The organism is Hymenobacter sp. BT559, from assembly GCF_017571525.1.
Taxonomy (GTDB): Bacteria; Bacteroidota; Bacteroidia; order Cytophagales; family Hymenobacteraceae; genus Hymenobacter; species Hymenobacter ginsengisoli.
Window position 1 is genome coordinate 132,162 of sequence record NZ_JAGETY010000004.1, and the last position, 20,624, is coordinate 152,785.

General features: G+C 56.3%; 18 protein-coding genes. 13 read left to right on the forward strand and 5 right to left on the reverse strand.

All coding sequences use genetic code 11. The annotated features are described in order from the left end of the window. Positions 1-315: 315 nt before the first annotated feature. Positions 316-1,833, reverse strand: a complete 1,518-nt coding sequence (locus J4D99_RS21775) for an alpha/beta hydrolase-fold protein (protein ID WP_309509558.1) — start codon at positions 1,831-1,833, stop codon at positions 316-318. Between the two features lie 121 nt (positions 1,834-1,954). Between J4D99_RS21775 and J4D99_RS06980 the strand changes: the two genes are divergently transcribed. The 8 genes from J4D99_RS06980 (at position 1,955) to J4D99_RS07015 (ending at position 9,205) form a co-directional block, all read left to right on the forward strand. After that, on the forward strand, positions 1,955-2,662 hold the full coding sequence (locus J4D99_RS06980) for an alpha/beta fold hydrolase (protein ID WP_208130995.1): 708 nt from the start codon (positions 1,955-1,957) through the stop codon (positions 2,660-2,662). Between the two features lie 71 nt (positions 2,663-2,733). After that, positions 2,734-3,936: an ATP-grasp domain-containing protein gene (locus J4D99_RS06985; RefSeq protein ID WP_208130996.1), complete on the forward strand. Its 1,203-nt coding sequence runs from the start codon at positions 2,734-2,736 to the stop codon at positions 3,934-3,936. Positions 3,937-4,065: 129 nt separating this feature from the next. Next, a complete protein-coding gene (locus J4D99_RS06990) occupies positions 4,066-5,172 on the forward strand; it encodes a carboxylate-amine ligase (protein WP_208130997.1) in 1,107 nt (368 codons plus the stop codon). A gap of 92 nt (positions 5,173-5,264) precedes the next feature. Then, positions 5,265-6,089: a type 1 glutamine amidotransferase gene (locus J4D99_RS06995; protein ID WP_208130998.1), complete on the forward strand. Its 825-nt coding sequence runs from the start codon at positions 5,265-5,267 to the stop codon at positions 6,087-6,089. A gap of 80 nt (positions 6,090-6,169) precedes the next feature. Continuing rightward, the gene (locus J4D99_RS07000; protein ID WP_208131207.1) at positions 6,170-7,360 is read left to right on the forward strand and encodes a hypothetical protein; all 1,191 of its coding nucleotides are present in this window, start codon (positions 6,170-6,172) and stop codon (positions 7,358-7,360) included. Between the two features lie 85 nt (positions 7,361-7,445). Then, positions 7,446-7,937 carry a YkvA family protein gene (locus J4D99_RS07005; protein WP_208130999.1) on the forward strand — a complete coding sequence of 164 codons (492 nt, stop codon included), beginning with the start codon at positions 7,446-7,448 and terminating at the stop codon, positions 7,935-7,937. Between the two features lie 85 nt (positions 7,938-8,022). Further along, positions 8,023-8,322: a YciI family protein gene (locus tag J4D99_RS07010; RefSeq protein WP_208131000.1), complete on the forward strand. Its 300-nt coding sequence runs from the start codon at positions 8,023-8,025 to the stop codon at positions 8,320-8,322. Positions 8,323-8,356: 34 nt separating this feature from the next. Continuing rightward, the gene (locus J4D99_RS07015) at positions 8,357-9,205 is read left to right on the forward strand and encodes a LysM peptidoglycan-binding domain-containing protein (protein WP_208131001.1); all 849 of its coding nucleotides are present in this window, start codon (positions 8,357-8,359) and stop codon (positions 9,203-9,205) included. A 6-nt stretch (positions 9,206-9,211) separates the two neighbouring features. On the opposite strand, the gene J4D99_RS07020 is transcribed toward J4D99_RS07015, so the two are convergent. Beyond that, positions 9,212-10,084, reverse strand: coding sequence for an SDR family oxidoreductase (locus tag J4D99_RS07020; RefSeq protein ID WP_208131002.1), 873 nt, complete (start codon positions 10,082-10,084; stop codon positions 9,212-9,214). A 223-nt stretch (positions 10,085-10,307) separates the two neighbouring features. Between J4D99_RS07020 and J4D99_RS07025 the strand changes: the two genes are divergently transcribed. From J4D99_RS07025 to J4D99_RS07035, 3 genes are all read left to right on the forward strand, one after another. Further along, positions 10,308-11,087, forward strand: coding sequence for a Rossmann-fold NAD(P)-binding domain-containing protein (locus J4D99_RS07025; protein WP_208131003.1), 780 nt, complete (start codon positions 10,308-10,310; stop codon positions 11,085-11,087). 41 nt (positions 11,088-11,128) lie between these two features. Beyond that, positions 11,129-12,424 (forward strand): BaiN/RdsA family NAD(P)/FAD-dependent oxidoreductase, encoded by a 1,296-nt coding sequence (locus tag J4D99_RS07030; protein ID WP_208131004.1) that lies wholly within the window; start codon positions 11,129-11,131, stop codon positions 12,422-12,424. A 114-nt stretch (positions 12,425-12,538) separates the two neighbouring features. Beyond that, entirely contained in the window at positions 12,539-12,991 is a 453-nt protein-coding gene (locus J4D99_RS07035; protein ID WP_208131005.1) for a PA2169 family four-helix-bundle protein, read from the forward strand. Positions 12,992-13,166: 175 nt separating this feature from the next. On the opposite strand, the gene J4D99_RS07040 is transcribed toward J4D99_RS07035, so the two are convergent. Continuing rightward, positions 13,167-15,152 (reverse strand): DEAD/DEAH box helicase, encoded by a 1,986-nt coding sequence (locus J4D99_RS07040; protein ID WP_208131006.1) that lies wholly within the window; start codon positions 15,150-15,152, stop codon positions 13,167-13,169. 497 nt (positions 15,153-15,649) lie between these two features. Beyond that, positions 15,650-15,847 (reverse strand): cold-shock protein, encoded by a 198-nt coding sequence (locus J4D99_RS07045; protein ID WP_173113349.1) that lies wholly within the window; start codon positions 15,845-15,847, stop codon positions 15,650-15,652. A 155-nt stretch (positions 15,848-16,002) separates the two neighbouring features. On the opposite strand from J4D99_RS07045, the gene J4D99_RS07050 reads away from it, so the two are divergent. After that, a complete protein-coding gene (locus J4D99_RS07050) occupies positions 16,003-16,434 on the forward strand; it encodes an acyl-CoA thioesterase (protein WP_208131007.1) in 432 nt (143 codons plus the stop codon). Positions 16,435-16,449: 15 nt separating this feature from the next. Here the strand turns inward: J4D99_RS07050 and J4D99_RS07055 are convergent, their stop codons facing one another. Further along, positions 16,450-16,986 carry a hypothetical protein gene (locus J4D99_RS07055; protein WP_208131008.1) on the reverse strand — a complete coding sequence of 179 codons (537 nt, stop codon included), beginning with the start codon at positions 16,984-16,986 and terminating at the stop codon, positions 16,450-16,452. A gap of 32 nt (positions 16,987-17,018) precedes the next feature. Between J4D99_RS07055 and J4D99_RS07060 the strand changes: the two genes are divergently transcribed. Beyond that, the gene (locus J4D99_RS07060) at positions 17,019-20,537 is read left to right on the forward strand and encodes a UvrD-helicase domain-containing protein (protein WP_208131009.1); all 3,519 of its coding nucleotides are present in this window, start codon (positions 17,019-17,021) and stop codon (positions 20,535-20,537) included. Positions 20,538-20,624: the final 87 nt, after the last annotated feature.

A 20,624-nucleotide genomic window follows, 5' to 3' on the forward strand; every position in this document is an offset into this window, starting at 1 on the left:
TTCGGCGCAAACGGCGCGCGCAGCGCTGTAACGAGCATTCGCGTAGTCAGGCTACGTTAGCAGGTGTAGCTGCGCAATCCGTTTGAATCTGCGGTTTAGTCCTGCTTGCGGGCGCGAGCGGCTTTCTTTTCGTCCTTCTCGGCTTTCTTTTCTTTGGGCGACTTAGTAGGCTCTTTCTTTTTCTCTTTGCGGGCGTCTTGCGCTTTTGCCATGAGTGAAAATAGGTTGGGGTGGAAGGGTGTAAAAAACAAGCGAATGCAAACTAGAACTGCCAGAACGCCAGCCTAACGCACGCTTTACAGCCAAAAGTATGGGCTAGCTAGCGGGCAAGGCGGGCCAGTAGCGCTCGCGCAAAATGCGCAAGTGGTGCGCCTCGTGCCCGGTAATAATATACAGCAGCGCCCGCACCGAGGTTGCCCCGCCATTGGCGCGGCCGGCGCGCTCCAGCTGCCCACCATTCAGCCCACTAAAGAAGGCAAGCGTAGCGGCGCGCACGGCATGGTATTCGGTTAGCAAGTCGCTCATCGAGCGGTCATTGGCCTCGCTGTTAGCGGCAAACTCGTTTTCATCAAAACCGGGCAGCTCCTGCGCGTCGGCGCGGGCAAAGCGTAGGGCACGGTAAGCGAAAATGCGTTCGGCATCGGTAATGTGCACCAGCACCTCCTTGGGCGTCCATTTGCCGGGCGCGTAGCGCATCAGGGCCTGGCTTTCGGTGAGGCCGGCCAGCTCGCGGTGCACCTCGGCAGCCTGCTGGCGCAGCTGGGCCAGCGGGTCGGCCTCGGCGGGCACCAGGTCGATATAAGCCTGCGTATAAGAAAGATAGGTGCCGGGCGCCGGGCGCCCTTGCGTGATGGATGGTGTAGTCGCCATAGTGGCAAAGGTAGCCGCCGGCCGCAGATACTGAAATTTGTAGCGCATAGCCCCTAGCGGGCGCCTGGTGAGGGGCTGTCCGCCCAGCCGCCAGCGGACCGGGCGCAACTCCCTGGCAGCCACTTCGGCGGGTGCTAAGGCGTTGATGCCGAAAGCCCAGCGCAGAAAATCGGGCATAATTGTGCCCCAGGTATCAGGGTGATGGTGGCCGCCCGGCACTTCTACGTAGCGCGCTGCGGTGGCAGGCAGCCCCTGCCCGGCTAGGGCCGCCAGCAAGTCCAGGGTGTCGTCGATAGCGTCGATAATACCGTTATTATTACGGTCGCTGGTTTCGTCGTCGGTGCCGGTCTGCAGCCAGAACTGCTGACCGAGGCTAGCCGGCCGGGCACGCACCAGGCTGTGCATCAGGCGGTCAGCATCGGTATAGCCGTCGGCTAGCCCCCTCCCCCGCCACCAAAAGGAGCCGCTGAATACGCCGGCTCTCCCAAACGCTTCGGGGTGGTGCCAGGCCAGGTCGAAGGCCATGAGGCCCCCTAGCGACATGCCGGCCACGGCCGCCTCGCCTGCCTCGGCGCTGGCGTGGTAGTGGGCCTGCACGTAAGGAAGTAATTCCTTGAGCATAAAGTCGGTGTAGCGCCCGGCGCGGCTGCCGCGGCCCAGGTAATCGGGGCGGGCGGCCACGCCGTATTCCTGCAGGCGGTCGGCGGCATGAATGGCCACCAGCACAAACGGCCGCACCTCACCGCGCCGAAACAGCCGGTTGAGTGTAGCTGGCAGATGCAAGCGCGTCAGGTCCTGGCCATCATTCAGGTAGAGCACCGGATACGGCTCAGCGGCCCGCACCGAAAAGCCCGGTGGCAGCACCACATCGAGCCGCACCACGCGCCCCAGCGCCACCGAAAATAAGTATTCGTCGCGCCGTACCACCACCGTAGCGCCACGCGGCGATTGAAACGTTGTCACTGCCATTTCTATGCAAATAAACACGGCTAAGTGCATTCTGCTAAAATCTTGGCCGTTCGGTTTTTCTGCTTAGTTTGCGGCCGGTTCACGCGGGCGCCTCATCCCCGCCGGGCCTAGCACTTTGCACGAAGAATACCGCCGCTTCTACTCCCAGCACCTGGGCTTGGACATGGAAATGCTGGTCGTAGGCGACTACGGCTACCCCCTCATCGTCTTCCCCACGTCCAACGGCCGCTACTACGAGGCCAAGGATTTTCACCTGGTCGATTCCGTTCGCTGGTTTGTCGAAAACCGCCTGCTTAAGCTCATCTGCATCGATAGTGGCGACAAGTGGAGCTGGTATGCCAAGCACCTGCACCCCGGCACCCGCGTGCACAACCACGGCCTCTACGACCGCATGGTGAGCGAGGAGTTGGTGCCGCGCCTGCAGCAAGAGTGCCAAGTCGATAAAGTAGGCGTAGCGGGCTGTTCGCTAGGGGGTTACCAGGCCCTGAATTTTGCCTTTCGCCACCCTAATCAAGTTGCCCATATGTTCTCGATGGGGGCGGCCTTCGACATCAAGATGTTTCTGGATGGGCACTACGACGAGCAGGCGTACTTCCACAATCCGCCCGACTATATGCCTAATGCCCAGGATGCTAATTTCCACCAGATGAATATTATTCTGGGCACGGCCGAGCACGACTTCTGCAAGGATGCGAACTATCGCATGTCGGAAATTCTATTGCGCAAGGGCATTCCGCACCGCCTCGATGTGCGCCCGCACGGCACCCACGACTGGCCAGTGTGGCGCGATATGTTTCCCGAATACGTCTCTACCATCTTTTAGCCAACTGTTTGCGTACACCCTACCGTTGTTAGCTTACTTACCAACACCCTAGCAGCTAAATTCTTTTTCCTATGAAAAAAATCGGCATCTTGTTCGGCCAGGAAAATACTTTTCCGCAGGCCTTTGTGGACCGCGTTAATCAAAAAGCCGTTGACGGCATCACCGCCGAGTTCGTGCGCATCGAGGAGGTCGAGCAGGCCGTAGCTTCCGATTATGCCGTCATCATCGACCGCATTTCGCAGGATGTGCCTTTCTACCGCGCCTACCTCAAGAACGCCGCCCTCACCGGTACGGCCGTGATTAACAACCCGTTCTGGTGGAGCGCCGACGAGAAGTTTTTCAATAATGCCCTGGCCGTGCAGCTAGGGGTGCCGGTGCCCAAAACCCTGCTGCTACCCAGCAAGGCCCGCCCCGATGACACCAACGAGAACTCCTTCCGCAACCTAGCCATGTTCGACTGGCACAAGGCGTTTGAGAAAATCGGTTTTCCGGCCTTCATGAAACCTCACGCCGGCGGCGGCTGGAAGAGCGTGTATAAGGTAGACAACCCCGACGAAGCCTGGCGCGCCTACGACGAAACCGGCCAACTTGTGATGCTCTATCAGGAAGCTGTTGATTTTGAGGACTATTTCCGCTGCTACTGCCTAGGCGGCAAGGATGTGCTCATCATGCCCTACGAGCCGCGCAACGCGCCCCACCAGCGCTACCAGACCGAGATGAAAACCCAGGGCGAAGCCGGCGAAAAGCTGCTTGCTACCATTAAGGACTACACCCTACGCCTGTGCCAGGGCCTGGGCTATGACTTTAATACGGTGGAGTTTGCGGTGCGCGGTGGCGTGCCGATTGCCATTGATTTCGGCAACCCAGCTCCCGATGCTGACCTTAATTCGGTAGGCCCCGAGAATTTTGAGTGGGTAGTAGAGCATGCTGCTAAGCTCGCCATTGAGCGCGCCCAGGCGCAGAAAGCTGGCCAGGACAACCTCACCTGGGGCACCTTCGTGCAGAAGTCGGCCCGCCAAACGGCCATTGCCTCCACCGATGGTACCGTAGAAATAGGCGCTGCCGTGCACGAAACCAACGACCTGGGCACCAATCCGCCCAAGGCAGCCCAGCCAGCCAAGAAGGCGGCCGCCCCCAAAAAAGACGCTAGCCCCGCCCCCGTTGCTCCGGAAGGCGAAGTGCCCAAACCCGCTAAAAAAGCCCCAGCGGCCAAAGCGGCCCCTGCCGCCTCAGCACCCGCTAAGCCAACAAAATCAGCGGGCAAGAAATCGTAACCGTCTTTGTTTAAATAGGTATACTTCGAAGGGGCTGCCATCACTGCTTGGTGGCAGCCTTTTTTGCGGCCTTTCTCTTCCTATTTATTATCCAGGTAAACTTCGCCCACCTTCTCTCGCTAGCTACTTATGCCACGGCCCGTTTTTACCCTCGGAATTGAGGAAGAATTTCAAACTATCGACCCGATTACGCGCGACCTACGCTCGCACATGTCTAAAATCGTAGAAGATGGTAAAATAACCCTGCACGAGCAGGTGAAGGCCGAAATGCACGAATCAGTGGTGGAGGTAGGTACCACTATTTGCAAGAATATTCACGAGGCACGCGAAGAAGTGGTACATCTGCGCCGCCAGGTAATCGAACTCGCCGACCGCGTGGGGCTCAAAATTGCGGCTGCCGGTACGCACCCGTTTTCGCGCTGGCAAGACCAGCCTATTACGCCGGACGCCCGCTATGATAAAATCGTGGAGGAACTGCAGGAAGCGGCCCGCTCCAACCTGGTTTTTGGTATGCACGTGCATATTGGCATCGAAAACCGCGACCTGGGCGTGTACATGATGAATGCGCTGCGTTATTTCTTACCGCACTTATTTGCGCTTAGCACCAATTCGCCGTTTTGGGAGGGGCGCGAAACGGGATACAAATCTTTTAGAACCAAGGTTTTCGAGCGTTTTCCACGCACGGGAATTCCCGGATATTTCACAAGCGCTTCGGATTATGATGAGTTTCTGGCCCTGCTGATAAAAACCGGCTGCATCGACAATGGCAAAAAAATATGGTGGGATTTGCGTCTCCATCCATTTTTCGACACCATCGAGTACCGCATCTGCGACATGATGATGCGCGCCGACGAAACCATTGCGGTGGCAGCCGTGATGCAGGCCCTAGTGGCCAAGATTTATAAGCTGAAATGCCAGAATCTAAATTTCCGCCTCTACCGCAGCGCGCTCATCAAAGAAAATAAATGGCGCGCCGCTCGCTACGGCATTGATGGCCGTTTAATTGACTTTGGCTCGCAGGAAGAGAAGCCGGCCCGGCAGCTGATACTGGAACTCCTCGATTTTGTCGATGATGTTCTTGATGACCTGGGCAGCCGCCACGAAGTCGAATACATCCTCAAAATGCTGGAAATGGGCACCGGGGCCGACCGGCAGCTAGCGGTATTCCAGCAGACGGCTGACCTGACCAAGGTAGTCGATTACATTTTGCAGGAAACTACGCACGGCCTGTACTAGTTGATAGCAACTTGCCGTCCCGAAATTACTACCGCTATTTACGCTTGGCTGGCTACATTTTTTGTCTTTCTTAAGTGCCCACTTTTATTATTATGAATCAATTTAAAGTTGCTATTCTGGATATGTACAATAATTTCCCTAACGAAGGAATGCGTTGTATCCGGCAGCTACTACACCGCGCCGAGCACGACAGCCAGGTTAGCTTTCAAGTAGATACTTTTAACGTCAGGGCCAATAATGAAGTACCTGGGCTGGAGTACGATATTTATATTTCCACTGGCGGGCCGGGCAGCCCACTAGCCTCTACCGAGCCCTGGGAGGCTCCTTATTTTAATTTTATTGACGCGCTGTTTGCTTATAACAAGCAGACCGAGCGCAAAAAGCATTTATTGCTGATTTGCCACTCCTTCCAATTAGTTAGCCGGCATCTAGGCCTGGGAGAAGTCGGTAAGCGCAAGTCCACCTCTTTTGGGGTGCTGCCGGTGCATTTAACAGCGGCGGGCCACCATGACCCGGTTTTTGCGAAGCTGCCCGAACCATTTTTTGCCGTCGATTCGCGCGATTATCAGTTAACCGATTTACATCCCGGGCGCTTGCACGATTTGGGGATAGAAGTGCTGTGCTTAGAAAAAGAGCGTCCGCACGTGCCCCTGGCCCGCGCTATTATGGCTCTTCGATTTTCACCCGAGGTAATTGGCACACAGTTTCACCCCGAGGCCGATGGCGAAGGAATGCTCCGCTATATGCTTACCGACGAGCGTAAGCAGCAGGTAATCAACGCCTATGGGGAGGATAAATACCACGAAATGGTGCGCCTGCTAGGCACACCGGGCACCATAGACGTTACGGAAAGCACTATTATACCCACCTTTTTACGGCGGGCCCTGGCAGCATTGCGTGAGCCCGCGCTGGCCTAGCCTTTCATTTCACCATGCAAAACATTGGCGCGGCTCTCTTGAATCGCGCCAATGTTTTTTCATTTTGCCCTATTGCTGTCATGATTCCTGCTCCTCGCCATTTATTTAATGCGGCTTTTACGCCTGAAAGCTACCACGCTATGCTCGCCAATATTGACCAGCAGCTGCCGGGGCAGCTCGACTTTCGAGTGGCTGAAACTCCGGTGTTTGTGCCAGCCGCCTTGCGCGATAAGCTTATCGAGGCGGGCCGGGCTATTATTAGGGTTATTCAACAACCCGATTTTAAGCAGCGCACCGAGGCCGCCATTCCGGCCAGCCAGCGCGTGCCCAACGAGGATGCGCACGCTGAATTTCTGACCTTTGATTTTGCGGTGTGCCGCGATGCAAGTGGCGAGCTGGAGCCTCAACTTATTGAGATGCAGGGCTTTCCGTCGCTCTATGCCTTCCAGGCTTATTTGCCGGAGATGTTTACGGCGCATTACCCTATTCCTCCCACAGTATCCCCCTTTCTTGAGATACCCGATGCTGAAGCGTACCGCCAAAATTTAAGAAATTTATTAATTGGCGATAAAAATCCTGAAAACGTCATCCTGTTGGAGCTATTTCCGGAAAAGCAAAAAACCCGAATTGACTTTGCGCTAACCAAAAAATACTGGGGCATTGAAGCAGTTTCCTTACCAGACATTCGCAAGCGGGGCCGCCAATTGTTCTATGAGAAGGATGGCCGCGAGATTTTTATTGAGCGCATTTATAATCGAATTATTTTTGATGAGCTTGACCGTTACCCCGATTTAAATCCAGAATTTAATTTAACCGATGACGTGGACGTTGAATGGGTAGGGCACCCAAACTGGTTTTTTCGCATTAGCAAGTACACGTTGCCCTTAATAAGCAGCCCCTTTGCGCCCGCCAGCTACTACCTGCACGAGCTGGCCGAGTACCCGCGCGATTTGGAAAATTATGTTTTGAAACCATTATTTTCCTTCGCTGGTGCGGGTGTTCGGCTACATGTTACGGCCGCCGACCTGGATGCGCTGCCGGATAAACAGAATTATCTGCTACAGCGCAAAGTGACCTATGCGCCAGTAGTGCAAGCGCCCGACGGGCTGGTTAAATGCGAAATTCGCCTGCTTTATACCTGGCCGCACAGTGAGCCGCAACCCACGCTGGTAGCGGGGCTAGCTCGCCTGAGTCGGGGCGAAATGATAGGCGTCGATTTCAATAAGAATAAAGATTGGGTGGGCGGAACCACACCGTTATTTGAAAAGTAGCATTTTGTTATTTTAAAGCAGAGGCCAACTATGCAGGTAGCACTGCGTATCAGGCAGGTATTGCCTTACTTTCACGCATTATTTTATGTCTACTCTAGCTCAGCGCGGTCTCCGGATTTCTAAAAATGCCATTTTCAATTTATTCTTGAATCGGGCCGCCAAATTATTAGGCAAGCCGTTCAAGGTACTTACTGTTCTCAACGAAACAGCTGATAAGCTAGCTGACGAAAATAGTAAAGACAATAAGTTCAAGCAGCTTTTTGCGGTGGCGCTGACGGTGGTTAGAATGGTTCGCAGCTACATCAATGGCGACTATCGCCAAATCCCAACTTCTACCGTTGTTTCGGGGCTAGCAGTACTGCTTTATGTGTTGAGTCCGATTGATTTAGTCCCCGACTTTATTCCTGTTGTTGGTTTTCTCGACGACCTGAGTCTGGTTAGCTGGTTCGTTGGCAAGTTCAACGGTGAAATTATTCGCTTCCGCGACTGGGAAATGCAAACTGCTCACCTTACGGCTTCAAATCCGGCCCAGGGCGACCCCTCGCTGCCCGTAGTAGCAGAGCTTGGCCACTCCTAATTATTTTCAACTAATTGCAGTTAGCCAGGCGCTAGCTATTTAGGTATCCCTGCTTTGCTACTTATTGTTAGCGTTCTTGACTCCTATGCCTGCCTTTGCCGTTTCCATACGCCTCCCGGCTTCTTTTAACCAGGAATTTTTAGCTGTTATTCCGAAGCACCGGGCATTTATTAATAACCTGCTATCGGAGCACGTTATTGAAGCTTACGCAATAAGCGCTGACCGCGGCCGGGGCTGGGTTATTATTAATAGTGAAGACGAAGCTACCGTGCGCACTATTGTCGAGCAGTTTCCTTTGCATCCTTATTTCCAGGCGGTAGAGATTGACGAGCTTTTACTCTTTGATAACGCCTCTGCTCGCTTTCCGCACATCAGCCTGAATTAACAGCTGTTTTTATCCTCATTTTTATAGTGCACTAGTGTTTCGATTTCCTCTCGCTTTTCTGCTGGCCACTGGCGCACTTTTTCAAGGCTCATCTGCTACGCCTGCGAGCACTATTACTACCGCACAGCTCACAGCGCGCCTCACAACGGCTATTCAGGCGCTTAAATCGCTGCGCTGCAATGCCGAGGCGTGCGAACGCATCGACAAGAAGCTAGTGGCTGATTACACGGCCATGAAAATTACGTTCAGTCCTTACCGCGTTTATTTAAAGAACCGCAAAGGAGTGGAGGTGTTGTACGTGACTGGCCAGAATAATAATAAAGCGTGGGTGTACCCGGCGGCCTTTCCGTACATCACCCTGAGCCTGGACCCAACTGGCTCGCTCATGCGCAAGGGCCAGCATCACACGGTATTACAAGCCGGCTTTGGTATGATAGCCGACTTACTAGCCGGCCCCGACGGCCACGGTGACAATGCCTATACCCGCTCGTTTCGCTACGCGGGCGACAGCACGGCGCAGGGCCAGCCAGCTTATATTCTGCGTTCCGACTACCCGCAGTTTCGGTACGTAGCTTACCGGGTTGGCAAAAACGAAACTATTGCTTCAGTAGCGGCGCGCTTTAGCTGCGGCGAATACCGCATTATAGAGCGCAACGACCTGAGTGTAGACAGCAAGCTAACCGAAGGCCAGGTGCTTCAGGTGCCCAATGCCTATGGCCGGCGCGTTATCGTAGTGGTTGATGCCAAAACCTACTTACCCGCTTCGGTGACAGTTTACGATGACCAGGGGCTGTATGAAAAGTATGCTTTTCTGAACACAGTGGCCAACCAGCCCATTCCACTGGCTGAGTTCAGCACCGATTATAAGGGGTATAAGCTGTAAAAGCGCCTAGCGGCGCATCGTTTTCTCGATGGTGTCCCACATGGCCGGCGTCAGAGCTTCGAGCTTATTAAACTCGCCGGCGCCGTTGAGCCACTCGCCGCCGTCGATGGTCACGACCTCGCCATTGATATAGGCCGAGAAATCGGACACGAGGTAAGCTGCCAGGTTAGCCAGCTCCTGGTACTGGCCCACGCGCTTAAGCGGCACGCTGGCGGCCGGGTCAAGCTGGCTGGCCAGGGGCTCGGGAAACAGCCGGCTCCAGGCCCCTTCGGTAGGAAATGGGCCGGGCGCGATGGCATTCGAGCGGATGCCATACTTGGCCCACTCTACGGCCAGCGAGCGGGTCATAGCCAGCACGCCGGCTTTGGCAGCCGCTGAGGGCACCACGTAGGCCGAGCCCACCGAGGCATACGTAGTTACAATATTAAGAATGGTACCCGGCTGCTTCTCGGCAATCCAACGCTTACCCACGGCCAGGGTGCAGTTGTAGGAACCGCGCAGCACGATGTCGACAATGACATCGAAGGCTTTGTGGCTAAGGCGCTCGGTAGGGCTAATAAAGTTACCGGCCGCATTATTAAGCAGTACATCCACGCGGCCGAACTCTTCGTAGGTTCGGGCCAACATGGCTTCTACCTCCTCATACTTGCGCACGTCGCAGGCCAGGGCCAGCACGCGGCCACCGGTCTGCTGGCGCAGTTCGGCCGCAGTTTGCTCCAGTACGGCGAGTTTGCGGCTGGTAATAGTGACATTGGCCCCTAATTGCAGGAAATAAGTCGTCATGGCCCGGCCCAGGCCCGTGCCCCCACCCGTTACAATGATGGTTTTGCCAGCTAGGGCATTATCACGCAGCATGGGTTGGGCAAAGGGGTTGGTCATGGTTTTGGGGAAAGGCTGGCGGGCTGCCAACGGCTAAGGCGCCCGAAGTTAGGTAATAGCTTCTACACTGTACAGCTTTACTTGGTTTATGTGCAACTTGCATCCTTTTAGCATAGAAAACTAGTATTCGATAATCATCTTTATGTCTATTAATCCCGTTGCGAGTGCAGCTGCCCCTGCCTCTACCGTAGCTGTATTGGGCTGCGGTTGGTTGGGCCTGCCCTTGGCAAAACACCTGCTGACGCAGGGCCACCGGGTACTGGGCACTACTACTTCGGCCGAGCAGCTTCCGCTGCTGGCTGCTGAAGGCATTGAAGGCCATTACTTTAAATTAGGCGCCGAGTTTTCGGCCGCCGACGAAGAGCGCCTGACGGGCATGCTAGGCCAGGCGACTACCCTGGTACTGAACGTGCCGCCGCGCGCCGCCATAGCTGGCGGCTACCCGCAGCTCCTGCGCCCGGTGCACCGGGCCGTGGCCGCCGCGCACGTGCAGGCCGTGCTGTTTGTGTCGACCACGGGCGTGTACCCCGACGAGGCCCGGCCGATGCGCGAAACGGATGCCATCAGCACCCGCGACGCGGCTTCGGATGTGCTGCGCACCGAGGGGCACTTTGTGCCGCGCTACGGGCAATGGCAGAGCACCGTGGTACGGCTAGGGGGCCTCATTGGGCCAGGCCGGGCGCCGGGGCGCTTCCTGGCGGGCCGCCGCAATTTGCCGCAGGGCGATGCACCCACCAACCTGCTGCACCTTACCGATGCGGTGGGCGTGCTCAGTAGCATCATCGAACACAACATCTGGGGGCACACTTTGAACGTGTGTGCCGAGCAACACCCGCTGCGACGCGATTTTTATCCGGCCGCCGCCACCTATCTGGGCCTGGAGCCGCCGACATTCTTGCCCAATGGCGGCGGTAGCAAACTCATCGATTCGAGCCGTCTGCGCGACTTGGTGCCCTATACTTTTCAGCACGACGACGTGCTGGCGGCCCTGCCCTACTGCTAGGCCCAGCGGGCACGCAAAATCGCCCAAGGTATCTTTGCAGTATGTCATTGCCTGCCTCCACTGCCGCCCGCCCCGCCCCACCGCCCGTAGTAGCGGTGCTGGGCGGCGGGGCAGCGGGCTTTTTTGGGGCCATTGCCTGCGCCGAGGCTAACCCCGGTCTAGCTGTTTTTTTGCTTGAGAAGAGCCCTAAGCTGCTGAGCAAGGTGCGCATTTCGGGCGGTGGTCGGTGCAACGTGACGCACGCCTGCGAGTCGGCGGCGCAGCTGGTGCAGCACTACCCACGCGGGGGCCGCCAGCTGAAAGAAGCATTTCGACATTTTGGCGTGGCCGACACCATTGCCTGGTTTGCTAAGCGCGGCGTGGCGCTCAAGATGGAGGCCGATGGCCGCATGTTTCCAACCACCGATAGCAGCGAAACCATTGCCCGCGCTCTCGAAGACGCTGCCCGCCGCGCTGGCGTGCGCGTGCTCACGCGCACGGCGGCCGAGCAGATTACCGCTTCGCCAGAAGGTGGTTTTAGGCTGGCACTCAGCGGCGAGGGCAGCGCGGCGCTAGGCCCCGAGCTACACGTGAGCCGGCTGCTGGTGGCCACCGGCGGCAACCCTAAGTCGGCGGCTTATGACTGGCTGCGGGCGCTAGGCCATACCATTGCTGAGCCGGTGCCGTCGCTGTTCACCTTCAATGTGCCGGCCTCGCCCCTACGCGAGTTGCCGGGTGTGAGCGTGCCGCACGCCCGGGTGGTGTTAGCCGGTGAAAAGCTGCAATACGAAGGCCCTTTGCTAGTGACGCATTGGGGCGTCAGTGGCCCGGCCGTGCTCATGCTCTCGGCCTGGGGCGCCCGGCGCCTGCACGAGCTCAGCTACCACGGCACGGCCCTGGTGAGCTGGGTGCCCGCCCACACCGACGAAACGCTGCGCCCCTGGGCCCAGACTTTTCGCCTTGAAAATGGCAAGAAGCAGGTGGCAGCGCACCCGCAGTTTGGCCTGCCCACGCGGCTCTGGCGCACGCTGGTGCTGGAGGCTGGCATCGGCCCTGAAACGCGCTGGAATGAGGTGCCCGCCAAGGCCCAGAACCGCCTGCTGGAGCTACTGCTGCGCACGCCGCTGCAAGTGCAGGGCAAAACCACACACAAGGATGAGTTTGTAACCTGCGGGGGCATTCCGCTCAGCGAAGTCAACCTCACTACGTTTGAGAGCCGCCGCGTGCCAGGCCTATACTTTGCCGGCGAAGTGCTTGACATTGATGGCATTACCGGGGGCTTTAACTTTCAGGCTGCCTGGACGACGGGCTTCCTGGCCGGGCAGGCCCTCGCGAAAGTTGGAGCCCTAGCGGCTTAGCGCTCAGGCTAGCCCGACCGGAATAAAAAGGGGCATCTTCAGGCAGATTGTAACCCTATGGGCAGTTGGCTAGTAAACTCCTCACCTTTCCAACTTAAATTCCCTTTTCCTGTCATGGAAGCCAAAGTCACCCAAACCGCCCTCAACTCGCTCATCACCGTTCTCAAAGATGGCCAAAAAGGCTATGCCGACGCGATGGTCGACGTGAAGGACCAGCACCTGAAAGAACTATTCAAGAAATATTCGGCGCAGCGCGCCAGCTACGTTACCGAGCTGGAAAACCAGATGTTCAAGCTCGACCTCAAGCCCGATACTGACGAAGGCTCGTCGGTGGCTGGTGCTATTCACCACGCCTGGATTGACCTGAAAGCTGCTGTAACCGGCCACGACAACCACGCCATTCTCGCCGAGTGCGAGCGCGGCGAAGACGTAGCCAAGAAAGCCTACGAAGAAGCTTCTAAAGTGCAAAACCTGCCCAGCGAGCTAAAGTCGATTATCGACAAGCAGGCTCAAGGCGTAAAAGCGGCCCACGACGAAATCCGCGGCCTGCGCGACTCTTCGAAGTAAGTCTGGACCACGGATTCGAGCGGATTTTTCGGATTACTCGGATTTTGTGGCCGTACTCTCCAGAATAAGAAAAGGCCACCCTAGCGGGTGGCCTTTTCTTTTGTATGTTCTATTGTAAGCAAGCGGCCACAAAATCCGAGCAATCCGAAAAATCCGCTCGAATCCGTGGTCCAGACTACTCGTCGTAGTTATCGCGCTTGCCTTTGTAGCCACCGCCGTAGCTGCTACCGCCGCCCTGGCCACCTTTGTAGCCGCCACGCTGGTAGCCAGCACCTTGGCCACCCTGACGGTCGCCGTAGCTGCTACCGCCCTGGCGGTTGCCGTAGCTGCTGCCACCATCGCGGTTGCCTTTGTAGCCGCCACCGTAGGAGCTGCCACCGCCTTGGCGGTCGCCGTAGCTGCCGCCGCGGTTGTTGCTGCCGTAGGGCGGGCGACCACCTTCGCGGCGTTCGCCACCACCGAAGCCACCGCGACGCTCACCGTCGCCGAAGCCCCGACGCTCGGGGCGGTTCAGGCCTTCTTCTTTAGCTGCGGCATCCTGCACCGGCGTAGCGATGCTGAACGTAACCGGCTGGCCCTGAATGCTGCTGCGGCCTAGCTGGGTTACTACCTCATCAGCAAATTCGGCGGGCACTTCCACAAAGCTGAACTTGTCGTAGAGGGCGATGTCGCCTACTTTATTGCCTTGCAGCCCAGTGTTTTCCGAAATCAATTCAACTACATCGCGGGGGTGCAGACGGTCCTTCTTGCCCATGCTGATGAAGAGGCGCGTGTAGCCGGGGCGGCTAGCCCCACGCTCGCGGCCAGCGTCGAGGCTTTGCTCGGCGCGCTTGTCTTCCTTCATCGTCATCTTGAGCAGCGCGGCAGCGATGTCAAGCGAGGTAATATCTTCGCTCTGGTCGAGCAGGCGTTGCACGCGGCCTACGTATTTGTCGAGGTTGCCTTTCTCAATCACTTCTTTGATTTGATTGAGGAACAGCGTAGTTTTTACTTCCGACACGTCGGCGAAGCTCGGCACTTGCTCCAGCTTGATATCAGCCTTGGTGAAGCGCATGATGTCGCGCAGCTTGTAGATGTCGCGGCCACTCACGAAGGTGAAGGCGCGGCCACTCTTGCCGGCGCGGCCCGTGCGGCCGATGCGGTGTACGTAGTATTCCTCGTCGGCGGGCAGGTCGTAGTTGAATACAGCCTCCACGTTGTCTACGTCGATACCGCGGGCGGCTACGTCGGTCGCTACCAGGATTTCGAGCGTGCTCTTGCGGAATTTATCGAGCGTGTTCTGGCGCTGAGCCTGGCTCATGTCGCCGTGCAGGCCGTCGGCAAAGTAGCCTTTGGCTTGCAGGTCCGACACAATCTCGTCTACCATGCGCTTCGTGTTAGCGAAGATGATGGTCGACTTGAGGTTGTACATATCAAGTACACGCGTGAGCACGTCCTTTTTTTGCGGGCCGCGCACCTCGAAGTAGCTCTGCTCGATGTTCGACACCGTCATCTCCTTGTGGTTGACCTTTACCGTCTGCGGGTCGCGCTGGTATTTTTTGGTCATCTCCAGGATGGGCTTGCTCATCGTGGCCGAGAAAAACACCGTCTGGCGGTTTTCGGGCATCTTGCTGAGCACGTACTCGATGTCGTCGCGGAAGCCCATGTCGAGCATTTCGTCGGCCTCGTCGAGGATGATTTTGGTGGCTTTGTCGAGCTTCAGCGTGCCGCGCTCAATGTGGTCCATTACGCGGCCAGGCGTGCCGATGACGATTTGCACGCCGCGCTCCAAGGCGCGGAACTGGCGGTCGTAGCTGCTGCCGCCATAAATCGGCACTACGGCTAGGCCCTTCTTATACTTACCCAGCTTCTGGATTTCGCCCGAAACCTGCACCGCAAGCTCACGGGTGGGGCAAAGCACAATTACTTGTACATCACGGCTTTCGCCGTTTACACCCTCAATGGCGGGGATAGAGAAGGCGGCCGTTTTGCCGGTGCCCGTCTGGGCCTGGCCGATTACGTCTTTGCCGGCGAGCAGCACCGGAATAGCGGCCGACTGAATGGGCGAGGCTTCCTCGTAGCCCATTTCGCTGATGGCGCGCTGTACCTCGGGCGAGAGGTTGAGCTCATCGAAGCGGATTTTGGCTTTGTCGGTGTTCTTTTCTACTGTCGTAGGTTCCATGGTTGGAAGGAAATGGGTTGCTAGGCCACCTGGTTTTCCAAAACCTGGGTGACCTGGGGAATGAGACTACGCTCTGAAAACAGCCGGCTCAACAGCGGCGGCGCTTCTTTCCCCCTCAACCTTCCTACTAACGACAAGGCGGAAAAATACGACCGAACTAAACGGGAACTACTCGGCAGCCTACTTCTAAACTCTGGGCCACCCCGGCCACTAAAATGGGGCCGTTCTCAAATGCGGGTGCAAAGGTACGCATTTTAGTTGAAAAAGGCTACTGTGAAAGCGATAAATCTTTTCCCTCCACCCAGCTAGGGTAGAGATGCATCCCTCTATCTCCTCGCTGAAAGGCCTCGAACGACACCTAGGAAATACCCAGACCACACCCTCGCGGCGCACTCGCCGAGACGTAAGGAGGCGCCTTTACACTAGCTGGGCGCACAAAAAAAGCGCCCTCCCGCGTGGGAAGGCGCTTTCTGCTAGCACGAAAGGTGCGGCTACTACTAGAGCAGCGACACTTTTACCGCGTTCGGGCCTTTACGGCCTTGGGCTTCTTCGTACTGAACTTTGTCTTTCTCTTGTAGCGTCTTGGCGTCTACTAGGTCGGTGACGTGGACGAAGATGTCTTGGCCAGTCTCGTCGTTTTTGATGAAACCAAAGCCTTTGGTCTCATTGAAGAATTTTACCGTTCCGGTCGGCATAATAAAAAAAATTTGGGAGTGTCGTCAAAGCCCGGCGGCAAGCTGGGGACCTAAGATGCTAACACACCGGAGCGGACCGGAACAGCACCACAGGGCCTTGAGTTGCGCCAAAGATAGACAAAAACCCCGAACTTCGTTTATCTTCTAAAAAAGTTATGGACACGCCCGCCGCCCCTACCCACGCTTATACTCACACCTTTACCGTAGAGGCTAGCGACATCGACCAGCTCGGACACGCCAACAACGTAGCCTACGTGCGCTGGGTGCAGGATGTGGCCGCCGCGCATTGGCACCACCTCTACCCACCCACTGCCGAGCTGCCACCCCAGGTGTGGGTGGTGCAGGAGCACCGCGTGCGCTACCTGCGCTCGGCCTACGCCGGCGACGAGTTGCGCGCCAGCACTTGGGTAGCCGATGTAAAAGGGGCTAGCTCGAAGCGCATGACCCGCATCGAGCGCGTAGCCGATGGGCAGCTACTCTGCGCCGCCGAAACCCAGTGGGTGCTGCTGGATGGGGCTAGCGGCCGGCCAAAGCGGGTACCAACACAATGGGTAGAACGGATGATGACCCTTAGAGACAGTTTCTAATGTTTACGAAAAAAATTATTTTGGTGCTGCGTATAAGAAAACTCTATTAATCATTATGGTATCATATGATATGCCTCCTTTCATAAAGTGGTTTCGCAGAAAAAAAGTAAGTTCGTAAACAAGCCGCTTTTGATGATAACTTGTAGTCAGCGCGTATTTATTAATAACAAAAGAAGTTGTATCTTTATTCACAAATGTTTTTGATATCAGATTCTTTCTATTCGATTGAAAAGCAGATAAATTCATGCTATAGCTGATATTATTTTTCGTCGCCAATACCTTGAAGTAATTGTAGTTCAAATGATTGTATCTGCCTTGCTTGAATACAGTAGTGAGTTCGTACGCTTTACCACGTAAATTTTTACCAATAAATATAGAATCATTATCAACATCTGCTTTATTAAATACAATAATCGGTAAAATTTGAGTCAATTTATTTTTAGCGTGAGTATTCTCAACAATATTAGCAGCACTTAATTGATTATCAAATGACTTTTTATTGTCGCAAGCCGCTAATATAAGCAGTAGAGATATATTTAACATTAATTTCATATATTTATTTTTATAAATACAAAGGTTCACTAATGCCTGCCCCCTTCCGCATCTATTCCGCGTCTGCCGGCTCCGGTAAGACGTACCAATTAACAAAAGAATACCTGAAGCTGGCGCTGGGCTACCCGCAGCCGGCCGACCCTACGGGCGAGCGCATTTATAAGCCCGATTATTTTAAGAGTATTCTGGCTATCACCTTCACCAACGACGCGGCGGGCGAGATGAAGGAGCGCATCGTGGGCGCGCTGCGGCGCTTCACACAAGATACTGAGGGCAAGCCGGATGCTTTGTTAGTGGAAGTAGCCGCCGAGCTAGCCCAGGAAAAGCAGTTGCCACCGCACCTGCGCACGCCGGCCGAGTGGCAGCAGGAAGTGCGGCGGCGGGCGGCGGCCACGTTTAAGCTGGTGCTCTACCACTACGCCGACTTTGCGGTGAGCACCATCGATTCGTTTGTGCAGCGCATTGTCACGGCGTTCACGCGCGAGCTAGGGCTGCCCGCCACCTTCGAGGTGGAGCTGGATACCGATAGCGTGCTGCGCTCGGCAGTGGCCGCGCTCATCGACAAGGTGAACCGCGATGCGGATAGTAAACTGCTGAGCCAGACACTGGCCGACTACGCGCTGGGCCAGGCCGAGCAGGGCCGCAACTGGAATAAGTTGCCCGACGAGCTGCTGGATTTCGGCCGGGCGCTCTTCAACGAGAGCGTGCACGAGGCCGTGGCCCAGCTAGGGCAGAAAACCATGGCAGACTTCCGGGCGCTCGACCAGGATATTCGGACCCGGCAGCGCGAGGCCGAAGAGGCAGTGCAGGCCCAGGCCGACCGGGCGCTGGCAGTTCTGGCGGCGGCCGGTATCGAGGCCGAGCACCTGGCTAGCGGCAGCAGCGGCATCTATGGCCACTTTACGAAGTGGGAGCGCTGGCTTAGCCCGCCCGAAAAAGACGGTATTTTTCCGACCGCTACGGCCCGCAAACCGATTGAAAGCGGTAAGTGGTGGAGCGAAAAAGGCAAGAAGGCTGGTCTGGTGCCTGCCATTGAGGCAGCGCAGCCAGTGTTAGAAGACGCATTCGGTGAGCTGCTGGCCCTGCGCGAAAAACACCTACCCAGCTACGTGCTACTAGGGGCGTTGCAACCATTTTTATTTCATGCTTCGCTGCTGAGCGAATTAAATAAGCTCGTTGAGGAAATTAGCCGCGAGCGCAACGTGGTGCTGATTTCAGAATTCAACCGGCGCATCGCAACCATCGTCCTCAACGAGCCGGTACCGTTTATTTATGAGCGGCTAGGCGAGAAATACCGGCATTTATTAATTGATGAGTTTCAGGACACGTCGGTATTGCAGTGGAATAATTTATTACCGCTGGTAGAAAATGCGGTGGGCAATGGTGGCCTTTCGCTAGCTGTGGGCGATGCCAAACAGGCCATTTATCGCTGGCGCGGCGGCGAATTAGAACAGATTTTGCGGCTTTATCAAAACGACACAAATGCCTTGGTAGCACGCGCTCAGGATGCGGATATGCAGCGGCTGCTGGAAGACCGTTACTACACGCTGCAGCAAAACCTGGAGCCACATTCACTAGCCATTAATTATCGGAGCGAGCCGGCAATAATTAAATTCAATAATAATTTTTTCAGCTACGTGCGTGAGCGCAGCGGTGAGCACGATGTAGTACAAGGCATTTTCGAGCCGGGTTTTCGGCAGGAGGTGCCCGGGCGCAAAGGCGAATTATTTGATGGTGAATTTGATGAGCTACCTGGCCACGTCGAATTATTGTTTACTAAAGATGATGCGCCCGCCCGGCGCTACGACGCGACCATCGGCACTTACCTCGATGCGCCACTGCCGGGCTACGCTCCGGAGGCGCTGCTCGACTACGCCGAAAGCACCTGCTACCTGGCATTGCAGCTTGTGGAGCAGGCCCTGGCCGATGGCTACCACCTGCGCGATGTGGCCGTGCTATGCCGCACCCGCTGGCAAAGCCGGCTGCTGGCTAAGTTCTTGAAGGAACGGGGGTTTCCGATTATCTCAGCCGACTCGCTAGCCCTTCAATTTGCCGAAGTGGTGAACCTGGTGGTGGCCGTAATGCGCGTGCTGCACCAAAGCCACGACACCCTGGCGCGGGCCGAAGCACTGCTGCTTATCGATAAAGTGGTTCGCCGGCTAGCCCCTACCCCGGCGCGCGCGCGCCACATTGCCGAAGTAGCCAATGCTATTGAAAGCGGCAAGCCGTTTTTTGATGAATTACGTAGCCTCGGTTTCGACGTAGAAGAAGCTAAGACCGGCAACCTCGGGCTGTACGAATTAACCGAAAAACTGCTGGGCCTTTTCGGTCTGCTAGGGGCTAATGCAGAGAGCGATTATTTATTTCGCTTCCTGGATTTGACGCTCGAATTTAGCCTGAAATACGGTAATAATTTAGGCAATTTCCTGGCGCATTGGGACGAGCGCAAGGGCTCGCTCAGCATTAATGCGCCGGGTGGGGCCGATGCCATCACCATTACGACCGTGCACAAGGCCAAGGGGCTGGCGTATGGCATCGTTATCGTGCCATTTGCCGACTGGGGCTTGGTGCCACGCACCGACACACTGCTCTGGGGTCGCCTCGAAGCGGGTGAAAAACCGTTGGCTGAGCTGCCCGATGTGGCGGTAGTGCGCCTGAATAAAACCCTGACTTATACACCCCTAGCCGAACAGGACGCCGATGAGCGCGAGAAAACGCTGCTCGATGGCCTCAACACGCTCTACGTGGCCTTTACCCGGCCCCGGCACCGCCTCTACATCCTGAGTAAAACACCTGCCGAACCCCGCAAAACCACCGGTGAGCTACCGCTCACTGCGGCGGCTGCACCCGAGCCGGCTGCGGCCCAGGGTCCCGCCCGCGATGTAGCCGACCTGCTGGCCGGCTACTTGCGCCACCTGGGCCGCTGGCAGCCCGAGGGCACTAGCTTCGTGCTCAATCCGGGCGCGGCAGCTAGCCCCACTACCAGCCGCGAATCGACAAAAGACCACAACTTTCGGCTTGTCAACCTGACTTCGACGCCTTGGGATGAGCGCCTGAAGCTGCGGCGCCACGCCACGACGGTATTTAATTTTGACGAGCAGGAAAAACTGGGCGAGCTGAACCGCAAGCTGCACTACGCCTTGCGCCGCCTATTGGCCGCCCGCGACCTGGGCCGCACGCTGCGCCAGCTTGTGGCCGAAGGGATTATTAATCAGAAAGAGCGCCCCGAATTAGAAACCCGCTTGAAAGCTATTCTCGCGGACCCAAGGCTAGCCCCCTATTTTGCTGACGACCTGGCTGTAGAGACCGAGCGCGAAATATTAATTGGCGGCCACACGCAGAGAGCTTACAAGCCCGACCGCATTGTATTTGGCCCCGGGACTAGCCGCGCCGAGCAAACCGTGACCATGCTCGATTTTAAATTGCCGCCCCCGCAGGATATTCATAAAATCCGGCTGCGCGACTACGGGAAATTATTCCGGGAATTGGGCTACGAAGATGTGCGTGGAATAATTTATTATTTTGAATCGGGCGAAGTGGTGGAGGTGTAAGCGCCACACATAGTTACCTTTTCTTACCCTTTCGTCAACCGGTCAGACGGCTAAAAGCCGTCCGACCGGTTTTTGCGTTTTCTTTCT